This is a genomic window from Synechococcus sp. MIT2312 (assembly GCF_059772315.1).
In genome coordinates this window covers 1,880,623-1,896,613 of record NZ_CM186281.1, presented here as the reverse complement: position 1 = coordinate 1,896,613, position 15,991 = coordinate 1,880,623, and the positions used below count along the sequence as shown (strand labels likewise).

Annotated in this window: 19 protein-coding genes; 14 read left to right on the top strand and 5 right to left on the bottom strand. The window is 55.4% G+C overall.

Annotation, left to right across the window (positions count from 1 at the left end):
- Positions 1–9 precede the first annotated feature (9 nt).
- Positions 10–618: a M23 family metallopeptidase gene (locus tag AC6EI9_RS10585; RefSeq protein ID WP_498467728.1), complete on the top strand. Its 609-nt coding sequence runs from the start codon at positions 10–12 to the stop codon at positions 616–618.
- A gap of 306 nt (positions 619–924) precedes the next feature.
- The gene (locus AC6EI9_RS10580; protein WP_498467727.1) at positions 925–2,376 is read left to right on the top strand and encodes a DUF4114 domain-containing protein; all 1,452 of its coding nucleotides are present in this window, start codon (positions 925–927) and stop codon (positions 2,374–2,376) included.
- Between the two features lie 37 nt (positions 2,377–2,413).
- Here the strand turns inward: AC6EI9_RS10580 and AC6EI9_RS10575 are convergent, their stop codons facing one another.
- Entirely contained in the window at positions 2,414–2,959 is a 546-nt protein-coding gene (locus tag AC6EI9_RS10575) for an ecotin family protein (protein WP_498467726.1), read from the bottom strand.
- A 27-nt stretch (positions 2,960–2,986) separates the two neighbouring features.
- Between AC6EI9_RS10575 and queC the strand changes: the two genes are divergently transcribed.
- The 4 genes from queC to AC6EI9_RS10555 all read left to right on the top strand — a co-directional run bounded on the left by queC (position 2,987) and on the right by AC6EI9_RS10555 (position 6,772).
- A complete protein-coding gene (gene queC / locus AC6EI9_RS10570; protein ID WP_498467725.1) occupies positions 2,987–3,667 on the top strand; it encodes a 7-cyano-7-deazaguanine synthase QueC in 681 nt (226 codons plus the stop codon).
- The gene (locus AC6EI9_RS10565; RefSeq protein WP_498467724.1) at positions 3,664–4,971 is read left to right on the top strand and encodes an anthranilate synthase component I family protein; all 1,308 of its coding nucleotides are present in this window, start codon (positions 3,664–3,666) and stop codon (positions 4,969–4,971) included. The genes queC and AC6EI9_RS10565 overlap by 4 nt, the downstream gene beginning before the upstream one ends.
- Complete coding sequence (locus tag AC6EI9_RS10560; RefSeq protein ID WP_498467723.1) at positions 4,968–5,804, top strand: aminotransferase class IV; 837 nt, start codon at positions 4,968–4,970, stop codon at positions 5,802–5,804. The genes AC6EI9_RS10565 and AC6EI9_RS10560 overlap by 4 nt, the downstream gene beginning before the upstream one ends.
- Before the next feature lie 290 nt (positions 5,805–6,094).
- Positions 6,095–6,772 carry a type 1 glutamine amidotransferase gene (locus AC6EI9_RS10555; RefSeq protein ID WP_498467722.1) on the top strand — a complete coding sequence of 226 codons (678 nt, stop codon included), beginning with the start codon at positions 6,095–6,097 and terminating at the stop codon, positions 6,770–6,772.
- Positions 6,773–6,775: 3 nt separating this feature from the next.
- Here the strand turns inward: AC6EI9_RS10555 and cobA are convergent, their stop codons facing one another.
- Entirely contained in the window at positions 6,776–7,564 is a 789-nt protein-coding gene (gene cobA, locus AC6EI9_RS10550) for a uroporphyrinogen-III C-methyltransferase (protein WP_498467721.1), read from the bottom strand.
- The gene (locus AC6EI9_RS10545) at positions 7,561–8,136 is read right to left on the bottom strand and encodes a DNA mismatch repair protein MutS (RefSeq protein WP_498467720.1); all 576 of its coding nucleotides are present in this window, start codon (positions 8,134–8,136) and stop codon (positions 7,561–7,563) included. The genes cobA and AC6EI9_RS10545 overlap by 4 nt, the downstream gene beginning before the upstream one ends.
- A gap of 111 nt (positions 8,137–8,247) precedes the next feature.
- Here AC6EI9_RS10545 and AC6EI9_RS10540 point away from each other — a divergent pair, with 111 nt between their 5' ends.
- From AC6EI9_RS10540 to AC6EI9_RS10525, 4 genes are all read left to right on the top strand, one after another.
- On the top strand, positions 8,248–8,496 hold the full coding sequence (locus tag AC6EI9_RS10540) for a hypothetical protein (RefSeq protein WP_498467719.1): 249 nt from the start codon (positions 8,248–8,250) through the stop codon (positions 8,494–8,496).
- 250 nt (positions 8,497–8,746) lie between these two features.
- Positions 8,747–10,303 (top strand): ferredoxin--nitrite reductase, encoded by a 1,557-nt coding sequence (locus AC6EI9_RS10535; protein WP_498467718.1) that lies wholly within the window; start codon positions 8,747–8,749, stop codon positions 10,301–10,303.
- A gap of 300 nt (positions 10,304–10,603) precedes the next feature.
- Positions 10,604–11,494 carry a formate/nitrite transporter family protein gene (locus tag AC6EI9_RS10530; RefSeq protein WP_498470031.1) on the top strand — a complete coding sequence of 297 codons (891 nt, stop codon included), beginning with the start codon at positions 10,604–10,606 and terminating at the stop codon, positions 11,492–11,494.
- Positions 11,495–11,516: 22 nt separating this feature from the next.
- The gene (locus AC6EI9_RS10525) at positions 11,517–12,236 is read left to right on the top strand and encodes a HEAT repeat domain-containing protein (RefSeq protein WP_498467717.1); all 720 of its coding nucleotides are present in this window, start codon (positions 11,517–11,519) and stop codon (positions 12,234–12,236) included.
- A gap of 73 nt (positions 12,237–12,309) precedes the next feature.
- Here the strand turns inward: AC6EI9_RS10525 and cynS are convergent, their stop codons facing one another.
- Entirely contained in the window at positions 12,310–12,777 is a 468-nt protein-coding gene (cynS, locus tag AC6EI9_RS10520; protein ID WP_498467716.1) for a cyanase, read from the bottom strand.
- Here cynS and AC6EI9_RS10515 point away from each other — a divergent pair.
- The 3 genes from AC6EI9_RS10515 (at position 12,713) to AC6EI9_RS10505 (ending at position 14,250) form a co-directional block, all read left to right on the top strand.
- The gene (locus AC6EI9_RS10515) at positions 12,713–12,886 is read left to right on the top strand and encodes a hypothetical protein (protein ID WP_498470155.1); all 174 of its coding nucleotides are present in this window, start codon (positions 12,713–12,715) and stop codon (positions 12,884–12,886) included. The two genes, cynS and AC6EI9_RS10515, sit on opposite strands and share 65 nt — an antisense overlap.
- A gap of 54 nt (positions 12,887–12,940) precedes the next feature.
- Positions 12,941–13,105, top strand: a complete 165-nt coding sequence (locus AC6EI9_RS10510; RefSeq protein WP_498467715.1) for a cyanate hydratase — start codon at positions 12,941–12,943, stop codon at positions 13,103–13,105.
- A gap of 74 nt (positions 13,106–13,179) precedes the next feature.
- The gene (locus tag AC6EI9_RS10505) at positions 13,180–14,250 is read left to right on the top strand and encodes an anthranilate phosphoribosyltransferase family protein (protein ID WP_498470030.1); all 1,071 of its coding nucleotides are present in this window, start codon (positions 13,180–13,182) and stop codon (positions 14,248–14,250) included.
- Here AC6EI9_RS10505 and AC6EI9_RS10500 read toward each other — a convergent pair.
- Positions 14,211–14,678 (bottom strand): GNAT family N-acetyltransferase, encoded by a 468-nt coding sequence (locus tag AC6EI9_RS10500; protein ID WP_498467714.1) that lies wholly within the window; start codon positions 14,676–14,678, stop codon positions 14,211–14,213. The two genes, AC6EI9_RS10505 and AC6EI9_RS10500, sit on opposite strands and share 40 nt — an antisense overlap.
- On the opposite strand from AC6EI9_RS10500, the gene AC6EI9_RS10495 reads away from it, so the two are divergent.
- Complete coding sequence (locus AC6EI9_RS10495; protein ID WP_498467713.1) at positions 14,677–15,975, top strand: MFS transporter; 1,299 nt, start codon at positions 14,677–14,679, stop codon at positions 15,973–15,975. The two genes, AC6EI9_RS10500 and AC6EI9_RS10495, sit on opposite strands and share 2 nt — an antisense overlap.
- Positions 15,976–15,991: the final 16 nt, after the last annotated feature.

Genomic DNA, 15,991 nt, shown 5'->3' with positions numbered 1-15,991 from the left:
CCGTTTGCCATGCGGCGCAACAATCTGCTGATCGCGCCCACGGCGACTGGGATCGCATGGGCCTTCATCGGTCTGACACAGAGCATCTGTGCACGACCTCTCCCTCCCGACAAGGTCCCTGAACGCACCGGTGTTGCCAATCTGGCCTTGCTGAGTCAATCCCGCCCACGACGGCTACCCGATTCGCACCGCCCGTTCCGAAAAGGCGAAACTCTGCGTCTGGTGTATCCGTTGCCTCAACCTGCCCAGGAGGTTCAGCCCTATGGCTGGCGCTACTCAGAGCATCGCCAACGCTGGCGCATGCATGTGGGCCATGACCTGATCGCACCTGCCACAACACCCGTGCTGGCCATGCTTTCAGGAAGGGTGCAGCTGGTGCAAGCGATCAACGGCTATGGACTCACGGTGCTGCTCGACCATGGCCGCGGCTGGCAAACCGTTTATGCACACCTGGAGAGCACTGACGTTGAAGCCGGTCACTTGGTGCGCGCCGGTGAACCCATCGGTCGGGTGGGCCGGAGCGGCTCCGCCAGCACCGACCATCTGCACGTGGAGCTCAGACGACTGGAAGGACGCCAGGCCTTTGCCCTGGACCTTGGCCCGCTGCTTGAACATTGAGGCCGACCTGCAAAAGGAAAATTCTCAGAAAATTTTGGGTGACCAACAAGCAGGCAGTGACTTGAATCAGTCTTGCCGCCAGCGATCTGCATCAGCACAAATTCGCACCAAACCTGATCTGATGTTCAGTGGCCAGAATGACAACAGCTAGCGATAGACTTCCAAGTTCGCCGAATTCACTACAACTGCGCACTTAAAGCAGTCCAAACCATTATTAATTCATCGACAACTGTTAACAATAATTAATTACAGCAACGATTGGTCGCCAGGAAATCTTGATAGTTTGTGAAAAGACTCTTCAAAAGTATGGGCCTGGGAGGCATCACACTCCAAGAGAGTGCGCATACAAATCAAACGTTCAGTAGGCACAACACTAAACCCCTGATTGAACTTGATCTGTATGGTCTACAGCCACAGCTGAACTGGTACAACGCTGCAGCATGTGTTCCGGTATCGATCACCAACGGGATAAAAGCTTTAGCTGGCTACTACAATAATCCTGACTTAATCGCATCTGGAGAACTCTACAATACGATACTGGAACTAGGGAAATTAGTGAGCTGGGTCAAAGGCGGCTCGAATCATAGGGATTACAAAAATACGTTCCCCAATTACTTAAGCAATCGAGGACTTGGCAATTCTGACTATCAATTCGAAATCGATGACTATTCAACCGAAAAACAATTTTCCTTAATCGATAGTTTGCTGAAATATTTCTCGAAAGGTATCGTGCTTATCGGTGGAGACTACATCGACGAGAACGGAGAAGCAGCAGGCGGCGGGCATCAGATGACAGCCACTGGCATAGAAATCAATGATGCCAATGGCAATGCAAGATTGGATCGTGGGGAAGCGTTTCTTCTGATGATTGACCCCTTAGACCCTGCCAGTGCTTATGACCCTCAAGAAATCGAATATCAACCAAACCAGAAGCAAGAAGCCAAATTCGACCAATGGAACAAAACAATCCAGGCCGCAGATGATTCAGAAGCTAATCTCAAAAAAGTTGAGATCTTTCAACCTGAGGACAAAGATTACTTCACGATCATCTATGAGCAATCCGTGATCTTGCCAAAAGAGAAAAGCAGCGATTCATGGCAGGTTTCACAACAGATCAATTCAACACCAGTAGAAATGCGCTGCGGCGACATACAAAGCATCTTTCGGAGCACGCTCGCCGGCAACATTGATGAACGAATTGACATCAGCGATGAAACCAGAGCTGGCTCAGGTTCGATCATTTTTGAATTTGACGATCATTTGAAAGAGAACCAAGTAAGTGCTGAATTCTTTTGTTACTACGATGAAACATCGTCTTACAAGAACGATCTAGGCTTCTATCAGATCCTCGATGAACAGGGCACCATTCAGGATCCGATCAGTGGCGTATACCTGAAGCCTGGAGATGCACAGTATCTTCAGGTCGCAACCAAACTTTCTGATCGTTTTGAAGCCTCAGACGGCGATCCATCCAATGGTGATCTTGGCGATCGTGTCTCAGATGATGTGGCACGCCTGGCAAATTTCAGCTTCAACCTGACAGCCATCGATCAAAGGGCATTGCTCACCCCAATCATCAAAACATCGATGGGTGAGATTTTCACCAGCTTCTCCGCTGCCAATCCTGACGGACTCAATCACTTCCGGAGTCAGGGAGATCTGGACTTCGGATTTGAAGATCAACTCCATCTTGGCGATCGCGACTTCAACGATCTCCATGTATTTCTGTCTCTGATGGAGATCAATGGACTGAGCTGAGCGATCAGCTCTCCAAATGCTGAAACGTCAAAACCAATCAGAGCTTTATGCCGTTCTGCTGACGAGTCTCAGCTTTCCAGACCCGCCAACGCAGTTGAACGTTCTCCGGCAGGTCCACAACGATCGGCCAGGAGGCGTTGTACGGAACCAGGTAGGGCTGCTTGCCCAGCGAGAGGAAAGACGTTCGGGTGGGCTGATCATCGGAGCAGGCCATCTTGGTGCTGATCACAGCAACAGGTTCCTTCACTTCGAACAGGGCCTTACCGGATGCCTTGGGCAGCATGCGCATGGTCATCCCAGAGCCTGAAAGGCGCTTGGTGTTGCAATCGAGGGTGACCACCTGACCCACGATCAACTGAATCCGCCAGTCGAGTGGATGTGCAGAGATGAGTGGATCTGCGCTCTTGGGAAGCAGCCCCGAGGCCTGAATCACCCAACGCTGGAGGCCAGGGGCAGGCTCTGGATAACCGGTCAGATTCAGGCGAGGAATCGCCAGACCTCTCTGCGCAGCCAAAGCGGCAAGCGACAGAGCAGCTCCGAAGCAGGCGATCGGCTTCAACAACTGATGCGGAGGCATCGTCATCACCCCAAGGGCAACAGAATGCTCAGCATGACCGATTTCACCGCGATTGCCCTTTTGTCAGGCGGACTCGATTCCGCCACAGCGGCAGCTCTGGCGATGGAAGCGGGCGGGCGAGTGATCGGGCTCTCATTCGATTACGGCCAGCGCCATCGACGTGAACTGCAGGCGGCCGATGCCATCGCCAAAACTCTGAACCTGGCCGAGCACCACACCATCAGCGTGAACCTGGCCAGCTGGGGGGGATCGTCGCTGACGGATCAGCAGCAGGCATTACCGACCCAAGGAGTGCAGGAAGGAGTCATCCCCAACACCTATGTGCCTGGAAGGAACACGGTGTTTATCAGCATCGGCCTCAGCCTGGCTGAGGCTCGCAACGCAGACCGCGTCGTTCTTGGAGTCAATGCCGTGGACTACTCGGGGTATCCCGATTGCCGGCCCGACTATCTGGAGGCTTTCCAGACCCTTGCAAATCTCAGCAGCAAAGTGGGCCGGGAAGGACATGGCCCCCGGCTCTGGGCACCACTGGTGAAATGGAGCAAGCAACGAATCGTGGAGGAAGCCCTTCGCCTGGGGGTGCCGATTGAGTCCACCTGGAGCTGCTACAGCGGAGGTCGCAGACCCTGCAGCGTCTGCGACAGCTGTCGCATTCGTGATGCAGCTCTGCGCGATGCCGGTCGCCCCGATCTGTGCAGCAGCGACGGCCGATGACTCTGCTGCGCAGGCGTCTGCCCTGGCTCGAGCCGGCATTGGTCGCTGACAACCTGGCTCAGCTTCATGGTGAGAACGGCCTGATCTGGCTTGATGGAGATGGCAGCGAACTTGGACGGCACATCACCCTGGCGGTTGATCCTCTGGAGCAGTACTGCTGCAGAGGACTGCCGGGTGACCCAGGAGCGTCCAATCCCTTTGCAACACTGCGGCAACTCAAGAGCGGCCACTGGACTGGCTGGCTCAGCTATGACGCAGCCGCCTGGACGGAGCCCGGCAACCCCTGGCGTCGCGATGTGATGGCAACCCTCTGGATCGCACGCCACGATCCTGTGCTGCGATTTGATCTCAAAGCCAGAGAGATCCATCTGGAAGGCGTCGACCCCGTGCGCCACGCGGCCATGGCCAGGACCCTGGAACGCCTCACACCAACCCAGACCACTTCAATGCGCGAGAAGACGCTGGGATGCAAGTGGCATCGGCACAGTGACCGCTCCACCTACAAAGCCGGTGTGAGCAAAATCCGTGAGCTGATTGCCAGCGGCGATCTGTTCCAGGCCAACCTCACCAGCTGCGCAAGCAGCACGCTCAGAGACAACGTCACCAATCTGGAGTTATACGGACGGTTGCGCGATCAATGCCCGGCTCCCTTCAGCGGTCTGCTGGTTGGCAGCGGGGCTGCAACAGGTGAAGCGGTTCTCTCCACCTCCCCCGAACGCTTTCTGCAGGTGGAGGCCAGCGGAGCAGTCCAGACAAGGCCGATCAAAGGAACCAGACCACGCCATGCCGATCCATGCATCGACGACGACCTGGCAGCGGACCTGGTGTGCAGCGCCAAAGATCGCGCCGAAAACGTGATGATTGTGGACCTGCTGCGCAACGACCTCGGTCGTGTCTGCCGTCCTGGATCGGTACAAGTCCCTGACCTGGTGCGGCTCGAGAGCTACGCCCGCGTGCACCATCTCACCTCCGTTGTCACAGGCCAGCTGCGTTCGAACGCCACCTGGGTGGATCTGCTGGAAGCCAGCTGGCCAGGAGGTTCAATCACAGGGGCACCCAAACTGAGAGCCTGTCAACGTCTGCACGAACTGGAAGCTCAAGGTCGCGGTCCCTATTGCGGCTCGCTGCTGCACCTTGACTGGAACGGCCACTTCGACAGCAACATCCTGATCCGTACCCTGCTGCGTAAAGACGCACAACTACGGCTCCATGCAGGTTGCGGAATTGTTGCTGATTCCGATCCAGAAAGGGAAGCAGATGAACTCGACTGGAAGCTGCTGCCCTTGCTGGAGGCACTGACATGACTGCAACAGTCCTCGGCTGGCATAACGGCGAGTGGGGCAATGCCGATGCACTGGGCATACCGCTATCGGATCGAGGTCTGCAGCTTGCGGATGGAGTATTCGAGACGATGCTGATCCAGAACGGATGTGCCCAGCTGCTGACTGAACATCTCGAGCGGTGGCAGCGCGGAGCAGCACTGCTCGGGATGGCAGCGCCTCCCGCTCGCTCCTGGCTTGAGCAACTGATTGGTGAAGCCATCAGCCGCGCAGGCCTAAACACAACAGACACAGCAGGGGCGATGCGTCTCAACTGGAGCCGGGGCAGCAATGCCGGCCGTGGAATCGGCATACCAACAGCTGATCCGGATCCAACTCAACACCGCTTCTGGCTCACCCTTCAATCCCATCAGCCCGATTTTCAACCCGCGCAGGCCTGGATCAGTGTTCAGGAACAACGCAACGCCAACAGTGTGCTCAGCCAATGCAAGACCCTCGCCTACGGCCAGGCGATTCAGGCCAGGCGAGAAGCGCAAGCACAGGGGTCGGAACTGGCTCTGCTGCGCAACACAAGCGGTGATCTCTGCTGCGGCGACAGCGCCAACCTGCTGGTGAAACGACAAGGCGCCTGGATCACCCCACCGCTGAGCAGCGGTTGCCTGCCAGGTGTGATGCGAGCCAAAGCACTACAACAAGGTCTCATCACAGAAACGTGCATTGGTCCGGCACTGGAAGCCGGCGACCAGGCACTGCTGATCAACAGCCTGGGCTGCCGATCCCTGAATGCGGTCAACGGAATCGAGCTGCATGCCTCTGCAGAAGCACAGCAGCTGTGGCAGCTGCTGCTGCTTGGCTGAGACAGAACAGGCTTTCAGGCAAGGAGCGTGTTGTTGTCTTGCAACCCTCACCACGGGGCGCTGGCGCCAATTGACTGACCCTCGTCCACGCCGCCCTACAGCTCGAGAACCGGCTGGATCTCAGGCAGAGCTCACACAATCGTCAGAGGTTCTGTGCAGGCAGATTCCACTGAATATGTTGATGTCGATGCACCGATAGTCAAAAGCTCATGAACGTCACCTTACTGGTGATTCAACACATCAATCATGAAAAGCCAGACCTAATTCGAAGACTCGCTATCGAACGCGGGATGCAAGTCCAAACCATCCGCACGGATCAGGGAGAACAACTTCCAGATCCCCACATATGTCCTGACACGATTGCTCTGGTGATGGGGGGACCGATGGGGGTAAACGAACGCCACGTGAAACAACTGGCCTGGCTTGAGAAAGAACTGGAATGGCTATCGACATGGCATGAACTCCGAAAGCCGATCCTGGGCATCTGCCTGGGTGCTCAGCTGCTGGCTCAAGCAGCCGGAGGTTCCGTTGTAAAGCTTCGGGTGGGGGAACCACCTCAACCTCTCAAGGAGGTAGGCATCGGTGCCATTCACTGGTTGAAGAATTCCAGCGAAGAAACCCTGCTTCAAGGACTTGGAACCAGTTCACTGGTGTTGCATTGGCATGGTGATCGAATACGACTACCAAAAGACGCCACATTACTTGGATCATCTCTGCACTGCCCCGAGCAAGTCTTCAGGATCGGCCAACATGCCATTGGCCTTCAGTGTCACCTTGAGGTCTCCAGGCCAAACCTGGAGAGCTGGATTGAAGCCGACCTCAACTTCATTGTGAGTGCCCTTGGTCCAGATGGACCCAGTCAGATTCGCAACAACTGGGGCCAATTCGAGCAGCAAATACAGAACAATGGAAGACTGCTGTTTACCAATGCACTGACGCAGTTGCAGGCCAGCAACACATCAACCTGAAGATCAGAACGGGATCGGCATGGTGACATCGGCCGGCCGTGGCGCACAGGATTCCACCTGCTCATTCACCACATCTCCAACCACAATCACGGAGGGCGATGCAAAGCCTTCACTGCGGGTGAGAGCGGCCACATCTGAGAGCGTCGCCTTGAGACAACGCTGCCCGGCCACAGTCCCCTGCTGAATCACAGCCACTGGGGTCTCGGCACTGAGACCACCTGCCTCCAGCTCAGAAGCGATCGTCGGCAGGTTGTGCAAACCCATGTAGATCACCAGACCATCACTGGCTGTTGCCAGTGAGCGCCAATTCACACTGGGGCGGCGCTTGTCGATCTCCTCATGACCGGTCACAAAGGTGACGGAAGAACCGGCGCGACGATGGGTCACAGGAATCCCTGCATAGGCAGGCGCGGCGATTCCAGCGGTCACCCCAGGCACCACCTCGACCGAAACGCCGTGTTTCACCAAATGCGCAGCTTCCTCGCCACCGCGTCCGAACAGAAAGGGATCCCCTCCCTTGAGACGCACAATGCAGCGATGGCGAGCTGCCAACTTCACCAGCACCGCATTCGTACTCGGCTGAGGAACGGAGTGATGCCCGCGCCGCTTGCCCACGAAATGGCGCTCACAGTGCTTGGGCACCAGATCAAGAACCTCGCGAGGAACAAGGGAGTCGTAAACCAATGCGTCACAGCGACCCAACAGGCGATGGGCCCTCACAGTGAGTAAGTCCGGGTCTCCAGGGCCTGCACCGACGAGATAGACGGTTCCGGTGAGTTCAGCAGTCGTCACGGCAGAGCGGCAAGCAAGTCGATCAGGCCCTGACGAATCAGAGCTAGGTCAAGAAGCGGTGGAAGACCTCCAGCCTCGCTCAGTGCCTCCGTCATGCGATTGGGGGCCAGCGCAAGCATCAACGGGTGAGCCTCGGGGTTGCTCTTCTGATAGTCAGACCAATCATCGAAGGACAGCAGCGGCAGCCCCATTCGCTCGGACAACTCCAGGAGAAAACGATCGGCCTCCTCGGAACTCAATGGGTGATGAACCAGAACCGAGCCCTGAACAGCAAATGGCTGAAGCGCCTCAGCCACGAGAGCCCACCAACATTGCCAAGACCCAAGGAAAGGAAGCAACTCGACGTCCGCACCTTCACGCTGCATGCGATGTCGGATCTCTGGCACATCCGCACGCGCATGCGATCCCGGCCACAACAACAAAGGGACCAACCAACTGGCCTGTTCCGGACACGCCGGAGGTGTATCAGCAGTCAGCACTTCCAGCTGCACAGGAGCCTGACGGCGCTGCTGGAGCGCCTGCTGAAGCTCGATCAAGGGTTCAGGAACGACGCCGCCTGAGCGTCCATGCACAACCAACCTGATCGCTCGCTGACAACGAAGATCGCTTTTCCGTAGCAATGGCCACGGATCAAAGGTCGAACTGACTGTTGTCATCGATGGGTTGTCATTCCTCCTGCCGCAATGTCGCGCCGACGATCCATCGATCGCACCGTCTCTGAAGGTCGGGTCCGGCATAATTCCACCCCTCAAAGCTATCGCTCGGAAAGGGGTCTCCGTCATCGGCATACCGATAACGGGCGCAGCGGCAGCCGCGGTGATGAGCGGTTCAAAAGCGAGCTCGACCGGGATTTCGCGGCCATGAAACGCGTCTGGCGGATGCTTTGCTACGGGGCGATCCGAATGATTGGCGAAGTTGGACGTCAATACTGAGTCCGCGGAAGGCAGCCTTCTAGGGCTGCAACGGGCGGATGAGATGTAGCCACAGTCACCAATCCATCCATCCCATTTGAATGAAACAGTCAGCTGGGAAAACTGTTCAATCCACTACCGACAGCCCCCTGATAAGCCTCTTAACTAACGCGAAAGCGCTCCCTTTCATTTTAAAGCGCAGGTCACCTGGACCCTTTGATTGATCAGCAACATTTCATGACCAATCATTCGCCCCTCGCCGAACAAGATCATGACGATTAGCTCACCTTCGAGGCCTTATCTGGATGGCAAAAAGCTGAATAAGATCGAACAGAACAAGTCGGCCAAAGATGGCCTTTTGGTCGGCAACGAAATTGAGAAATTTGCCGAAATGGGGTGGGAAGAGGTTGATCAAACCGACCTTCAAATGCGACTGAAATGGTATGGAATGTTTTGGAGACCTAAATCACCCGGTAAATTCATGCTGCGCCTAAGGGTTCCTAACGGTGTGCTCTCCGCCCAACAGTTGCGCGTTGTCGGCTCCATTGTTGAGCGCTACGGCGAGAACGGCAGTTGTGACATCACCACCAGACAGAATCTGCAACTGAGAGGAGTGCTTCTTAACGACCTTCCGGAAATCCTGAGGCGCCTTGAAGAAGCTGAGCTGAGTACGATCCAATCAGGCTTTGATAATCCTCGCAATGTGACAGGAAACCCAATCGCAGGAATTGATCCAAAGGAAATCCTCGATACAAGGCCTTACACAGATGAACTTGAGAACTTTTTAACAAATCATCGCAAGGGCAATCCTGAGTACTCCAATCTTCCCAGAAAATGGAATACGGCAGTTGCCGGAGCAAAAGACAATTTCCTTCTTCACAACGACATTGCCTTTCACCCGGTTGAAAACAATGGTGTGATGGGTTTCGGTGTGTGGATTGGGGGCATTCTTTCATCACAGATGAATGCCTATGCCATCCCGCTGAATGCCTGGGTCAAGCCAGATGAAATTTGTCGGATGACCGATACGGTGATTTGTCTCTGGAGGGATAACGGAGAGCGCAACAAGCGGCCGAAAGGTCGATTCAGAATGTATCTCGATGAAGTCGGCCATGACAACTTCCGAAAGCAGGTTGAAGAACAGTTCGGTCCGCTAACACCCGACCCCGGATCTGTCTTTGACACCACTCCCCGATCGCACTACGGGATTCACCCGCAGAAACAGGAGGGCCTGGTCTTTGCTGGTCTCCACGTTCCGGTTGGTCGTCTGACAGCGCAGGATCTTCATGATCTGGCCACAGCGAGCATCAGCTACGGAAGTGGAGAAGTGCGGCTAACCGAAGATCAGAACGTGATCATTGTTGGACTGCCCCAGGCACAGGTCGAAGCTTTTGAAAACGATCGCCTGCTTGAACGATTTCCGCTCAAACCTGGTGCGATTTCGGCAGGCACCGTGTCATGCACAGGAAGCACCTATTGCGGATTTGCACTCACCAACACCAAGGATCAAGCCTTGGCCGCTGCCAAAGAGCTCGATCAGGAGCTTGATCTGCCAGAAGAACTGAAAATTCACTGGACAGGCTGCCCCAACAGCTGCGGGCAGGCCTACATGGGTGCAATCGGCTTAACAGGGGCCAAAGCCAAAAACAGTGAGGGCAAAACAGATGATGGCTACACGATGACTCTTGGAGGGTCCCAGGGACCCAATCCAACAGTGGGTGAATTGCATCAGAAAGCGATTCCTGCGGAAAACATCAAAGAGGTTCTGAAGCAAGTTCTGATCGAACGCTTCGGCGCAAAGCCAAAGGGTGAACGATCAAAAATCTGACCTCATCAATGACTGCGCAGTGTTGGTGCTGACTTTTTGAGACCATCACAGCCATTTCAGCCAAAACAAATCATTCCATTTTCCTTATGTCGGGCAACAGTGATTTTCTCTCAAAACTGGTCAACTGGTTTTCAAAAACTGGCCAAGACAAACCACCGATTTCACGGGCTGCACATCAGCAAGATGCATTCTCAAGACTGATGAACAAAATCAGCGGCTAAGGATTGCATCCTTCACAACATTTACATCAGTTCATTCCCTATCAACAACATTGAAATCATGAGTGTCACTGCTTCGCAGATGGACTACGTCCTACCCAACGAACTTGTCGACGGCATGATCGGTGCCGGGGGCAAAAAATCCACCGTCAGCATCAAAAACCTGTTGGTAAGGGGATTTTATTCCGGTGCAATTCTCGGTCTGGCCGTGATCCTTGCGCTTACCGTTGGCCTCAAAAGTGGCCAACCCTGGCTGGGTTCTCTGCTTTTCCCGTTCGGTTTCGCCAGCATTGTGCTGTTCGGCATGGAGTTGGTCACAGGTAACTTTGCCCTTCTGCCGATGGCCACCTGGGCGGGGAAAAGCACCTGGGGAGCAACGTTCCGAAACTGGGCATGGGTATGGCTCGGCAACTGGATCGGAACTGCCGTTGTTGCAGTTCTGATGGCGATCAGCCTGACCAGTGGAGGCACAATTGAACCTGCATCGGCTGCTGATGGTGGCGGGATGTGGCAGCAGGTGGCAGCAAAAATCATCGCGTTGAACAAAACCAACGTTGTTGTCAAATATGAGAATCTTCAGTCGATGGGATTCTTTCTGGCCGTTATTCGAGGTTTGATCGCCAACTGGCTGGTTTGCCTGGGTGTGACCATGGCCCTGGTCAGTAAAAGTGTGCCTGGAAAGATTCTGGCTTGCTGGCTACCCATCACAGCGTTCCAATCAATGGGGATGGAGCACATTGTGGTGAATCAGTTTCTACACACTGCCGGACCGATTCTTGGATCTGGAGTTCCCTTCTGGAAATGCATTTTCTGGAATTTCCTGCCCGTCACCATCGGCAACATCATCGGCGGCATGGTCTTCATCGGCATGCTCTTCTACAGCACCCACCGCACCAACATTGAAAACGTGCTGCCCAGGGAGCACGATGACAAACTGGAACGTGAACTTGCCGCTGAGCTTGGCGCCCGCTGACTGACATTCTGTGTCTCTACCAGTGAATGAAGCTGTTCTGTGGGAACGGCTTTCCAAATCACGACGAGCTCCATTGGAGCCCGAATGGCTGGGGGAGGTTTACTCTCCCAGCTTTTCAGTTGAGCTACGCCGTGCGCTCTGCGAAAAACTGGGAATGCTCGCTGGACAAGGATGGCTAATCATTGAACGATTGATTCAAGAGCATGGAGCACTTCCCGAGCTTGTAATGGCAACCGGGCTGTGTCACCAGCCGGAAGCGAGGGATTGGCTACTGGATCAACTGAAGAACACCGCCGAATCAACCGAGATCAACCTCTCCATCCTTGAGGCTTTGTCTTGCTGGGGTGCTGATGTTCCAGATCATGTGGTGAAGGAGTGTTTGCATCACCCCGGTCAACATCATCGCTTGGCGGGATTGCAGTTAGTGGGTTTCCGGTCTCACACCCTGAGCGACAACGAATTGCTCACATTGTGCACTGAACCGCTGAATGATTTTCGTGATCCTGTTGTGATTGCCGCAGTTCGGGTGTTGCAACGTCGCGATGGCGCAACCATCAGCGAACGCCTATCAGATCTCTGCAAAACCGGATCGGATAATGTCGCTGCCGCGGCGCTCAGAGCTCTCGGCTGCATCGCAACACCAATCAGTCAAGGTTGCCTGAAAGAGCTCAGTCAAACGCTCAGTAGTGAATCGCGCAAACAATTGGCATTCCAACAGTTGCAACAGCAATTCAGAACCTGAACAAACAAAAGCCCGACTGATGTCGGGCCTGAAATCTTTAGTGCATGACTTCAGTGAAAATATAACTCTGGGGTCACCACTTTTTGTATGGGAGGAACTTTCCACACATCGTAATCTGAACACGTTCACCCTTGGGATCTTCAATTTTATCCACATCCAGGGTGAAATCAATCGCACTCATGATTCCATCTCCAAACTTTTCCTGAATCACATCCTTCAGCGGCATGCCATACACCTGCATAATCTCGTAAAAGCGATAAATCAGGGGATCGGTTGGAATCACGGGCTCAAGGCTGCCTTTGGTCGGAAACTCCTGAATCGCAGCTGTGATTGCAGGGTCCAAAGACAGTAAGGACGCCAGCTTCTCCGCCTCATCGGCAGAGGCTGTGGCCTGTCCGTAAAACAGAGAAGCAATCCAAACCTCATCAAGCCCAAGCGCTACCTCAAGATCCGCGAAACTCATTCCTTTCGCTTTTTTGGCAGCCATCAACGAAGCGGTCAATATGGTCGGCGATGGGGCCGCCAGTGATGATGTGGACATGGACGAAACAGTCATAAAAAATACTGAAATCCAGAAGAGACTGTCGCGCCTTGCACCAAAAAACAGCTACAAAGACAACCAAAACAAAAACCTAATTTGGATGCATTGACTACATCTCGATAAATTCAGAACTGCTTGATTGATTTCACCGAACGTGTGGTCGATGAACACTCTTTTTTGCACACTCACAACACTGCTGAGCCGCCAGAATCACAACTCAAGCATCACCACAAGTTTGGTGCTTGAGCGGCTCTATTACGCCGATGGCCGCCATAATCCCAGCCACCCTCAACATGGACATTTCGAAGGGCTCTCGATGCTTGCGTGAATCGATCGGTAGCAATCGCTACCCCTGAAAGTGCCCTCTCTACAGAACACTGCATGAAACGTTGGTGTCGGCCTTTGACAAGCACTGTCTGCAGCGGCCGCGAACGCTTCAAACAGCACCTACGCAAAGTCGGAAGCGGTGAACACACCAGCAAAGGCCTTAGTCGAGAGGAAGCTGCCGATGCTTTGGCACTCATGCTCAGGGAGGAGGCCACGCCGGCACAGATTGGCGCTTTCCTGATTGCTCACCGCATTCGCCGGCCGGAGCCACAGGAACTCACCGGAATGCTCGACACCTATCGATCGTTGGGGCCCGTTATTCACAGCCCTGCGGATCAGAGAAGACCGCTCTGCTTCGGCATGCCGTTTGACGGTCGGACCAGAACTGCGCCCATCTACCCACTCACCAGCCTGGTACTGGTGGCATGCGGTCAACCGGTCGTGCTTCAGGGAGGTGACCGCATGCCGATCAAATACGGCATCACTGCCCTCGATCTGTTCCGCCTTCTGGACCTCAATCTGAGTGGACTACCCCTGAGCACTGTTCAGGAAGGGTTCAACAATCACGGCTTCGCTCTGATTCACCAGCCTGATCACTTCCGTATCGCGGAAACACTGATTGATTACCGCGAGCAGCTGGGGAAGCGGCCTCCCGTGGCCAGCCTTGAGCTTCTGTGGACGGCCCACCAGGGAGACCACCTCCTGGTGAGTGGGTTTGTGCACCCTCCAACGGAAAGCCGGGCCTGGGAAGCGCTCAGGATTGCAGGCGAAACCGACCTGCTCACGGTGAAAGGGCTGGAAGGAGGAACAGACCTTCCCATCGGTCGGGCCTGCATCACTGCCCGTGTCCGCAATGGTCAGTCTGAACGACTGATCCTTCATCCCCGCGATCACGGATGCCATAACGCAGACGTGGTGTGGTCGTCGGAAAGCACCTGGAGGAGCCAGGCCCTCGAAGCGCTCAGCAACCGTGGTCCGCTCAGCGAAGCTCTGCGCTGGAATGCAGGTGCCTATCTCTGGAACGCAGGGTTGAGCGACAATCTCGACTCGGGCATTGCGATGGCCACCACAGCCCTCGAGCAGGGTCGCGCATTGGATCAGCTTGATCAGCTGCGCAGCTTGCCCAGTGCTTTGTGCATCCGATAGCGCTCGAAGGGCACTCCAGCGATCGTGATCGTTTCCGGAGCAACGAGGCTCCAGCCATAGCGCTCGAACAACGGACGACTGAACTGACTGGCTTCGGTGCGCAGAGATCTGACACCATCCGCGCTCGCATCGGCTTCGATTCTGTCCAGGAGGGCTTTGCCATGGCCCTGACGTGCCGCACGGCCCCGGCAATACAGAAGAGCAAGACGGTCCAGCGGATAACGCAACGCAAAAGCGGCATCCTCGCCACTGATCCAGCCGGAACCCTCCTTCAGGGTTTGATCCAGCACACCCGGCAACCAGGCGAGTGCTGCCCACGACTGCACCTGCTGATCCGAATACATCTGTGGAGCCTGACTCTCGATGGCATCGGCATAGATCTCCCGGAGAAGAATCTCGTCAGCTGGAACGATCAAACGCAAGGCCATGGCCGATGCCTATGGGAATGTGAGTCTCACCTGCCCAGCGGCTGCCTTGCAGCGACCACGCATTCCCACCCTGCTCAGCGCCTTTCTGACGCTGCTCAATGACCGACTCAGCGAAAGCATTTTTTTGCCACTGCTGCCCTTCCTGCTGGAAGACTTCAGCAGCGATGGGAGCACCGTAGGACTTCTCTCAGGCACCTACGCCCTCTCTCAATTCACCGTTGCACCTTTAATTGGCGCGCTGAGCGACCGGTTCGGACGTAAACCCGTCATCAGCCTTTGCGTGTTTGGTTCGGTCATCGGCATGGGCCTGTTCGCCACCACCCTGACCCTGCCATGGCAACAGATATGGCCAGGGGCCGCAGCAGCGGGCTTACCACTCGCCATGTTGTTTCTGGCGCGAATCATCGATGGGGCAAGCGGGGGCACTGCCGCCACTGCCACAGCTGTACTAGCCGACATCACGACACCCGAAAATCGGGCCAAAGCCTTTGGCCTCATTGGCGTGGCCTTCGGCCTCGGGTTTGTCCTGGGACCTGGTCTTGGTGGAGTCCTTGGCGATGTGAACCGCATCCTTCCGGCCTGGGCTGCAACGGCCTTTGCCGTCATGAACCTGATCGTGGTGCTGGGACTCCTCACGGAGACTCATCCGATGGAAGCTCGAAAGCCACTGCCCCGCAGACGCGAGCTCAATCCGATCACACTTTTGGCGCGTGTGTTTGCCAAGCCAGACGTGCGACGCCTCTCGATCGCTTTCTTTGGCTTTTTTATGGCCTTCAACGGTTTCACGACCGTTTTAGTGCTGTATCTGCGCAACAGTTTCAATTGGACCGAAGGCATGGCCGGAGCCGCCTTTGCCCTGGTTGGGGTCATCGCCATGGTGGTGCAGGGAGGTTTGATCGGCCCGCTGGTGAAACGTTTCGGTGAACTCCGCTTAACGCTCACCGGCCTAGGACTTCTGACGTCCGGATGCCTGATGGTGCCATTGGCAACTCCCACCAACTCAGTTCCCGTGGTGTACTCCGCCGTATCTCTGCTGGCACTGGGCACTGGCCTGGTGACGCCCTGCTTGCGTGCCCTGGTCTCTCGTCGTCTTGGCAGCGATGGCCAAGGATCAGCCCTGGGAGGTCTGCAGGGTTTACAAAGCCTTGGCACGTTTCTAGGTGCCTCCGCCGCTGGCTTCAGCTATGACCGAATCGGAGTGACCAGTCCCTTCTGGTTCGGCAGCATGATGTTGATCGGAGTTGCCTTGCTGGTGGCTGGCAGCATCCGGAATCGGCCTCAGGTGAAACAGGTCTGAAGGGACATCCAGAGGC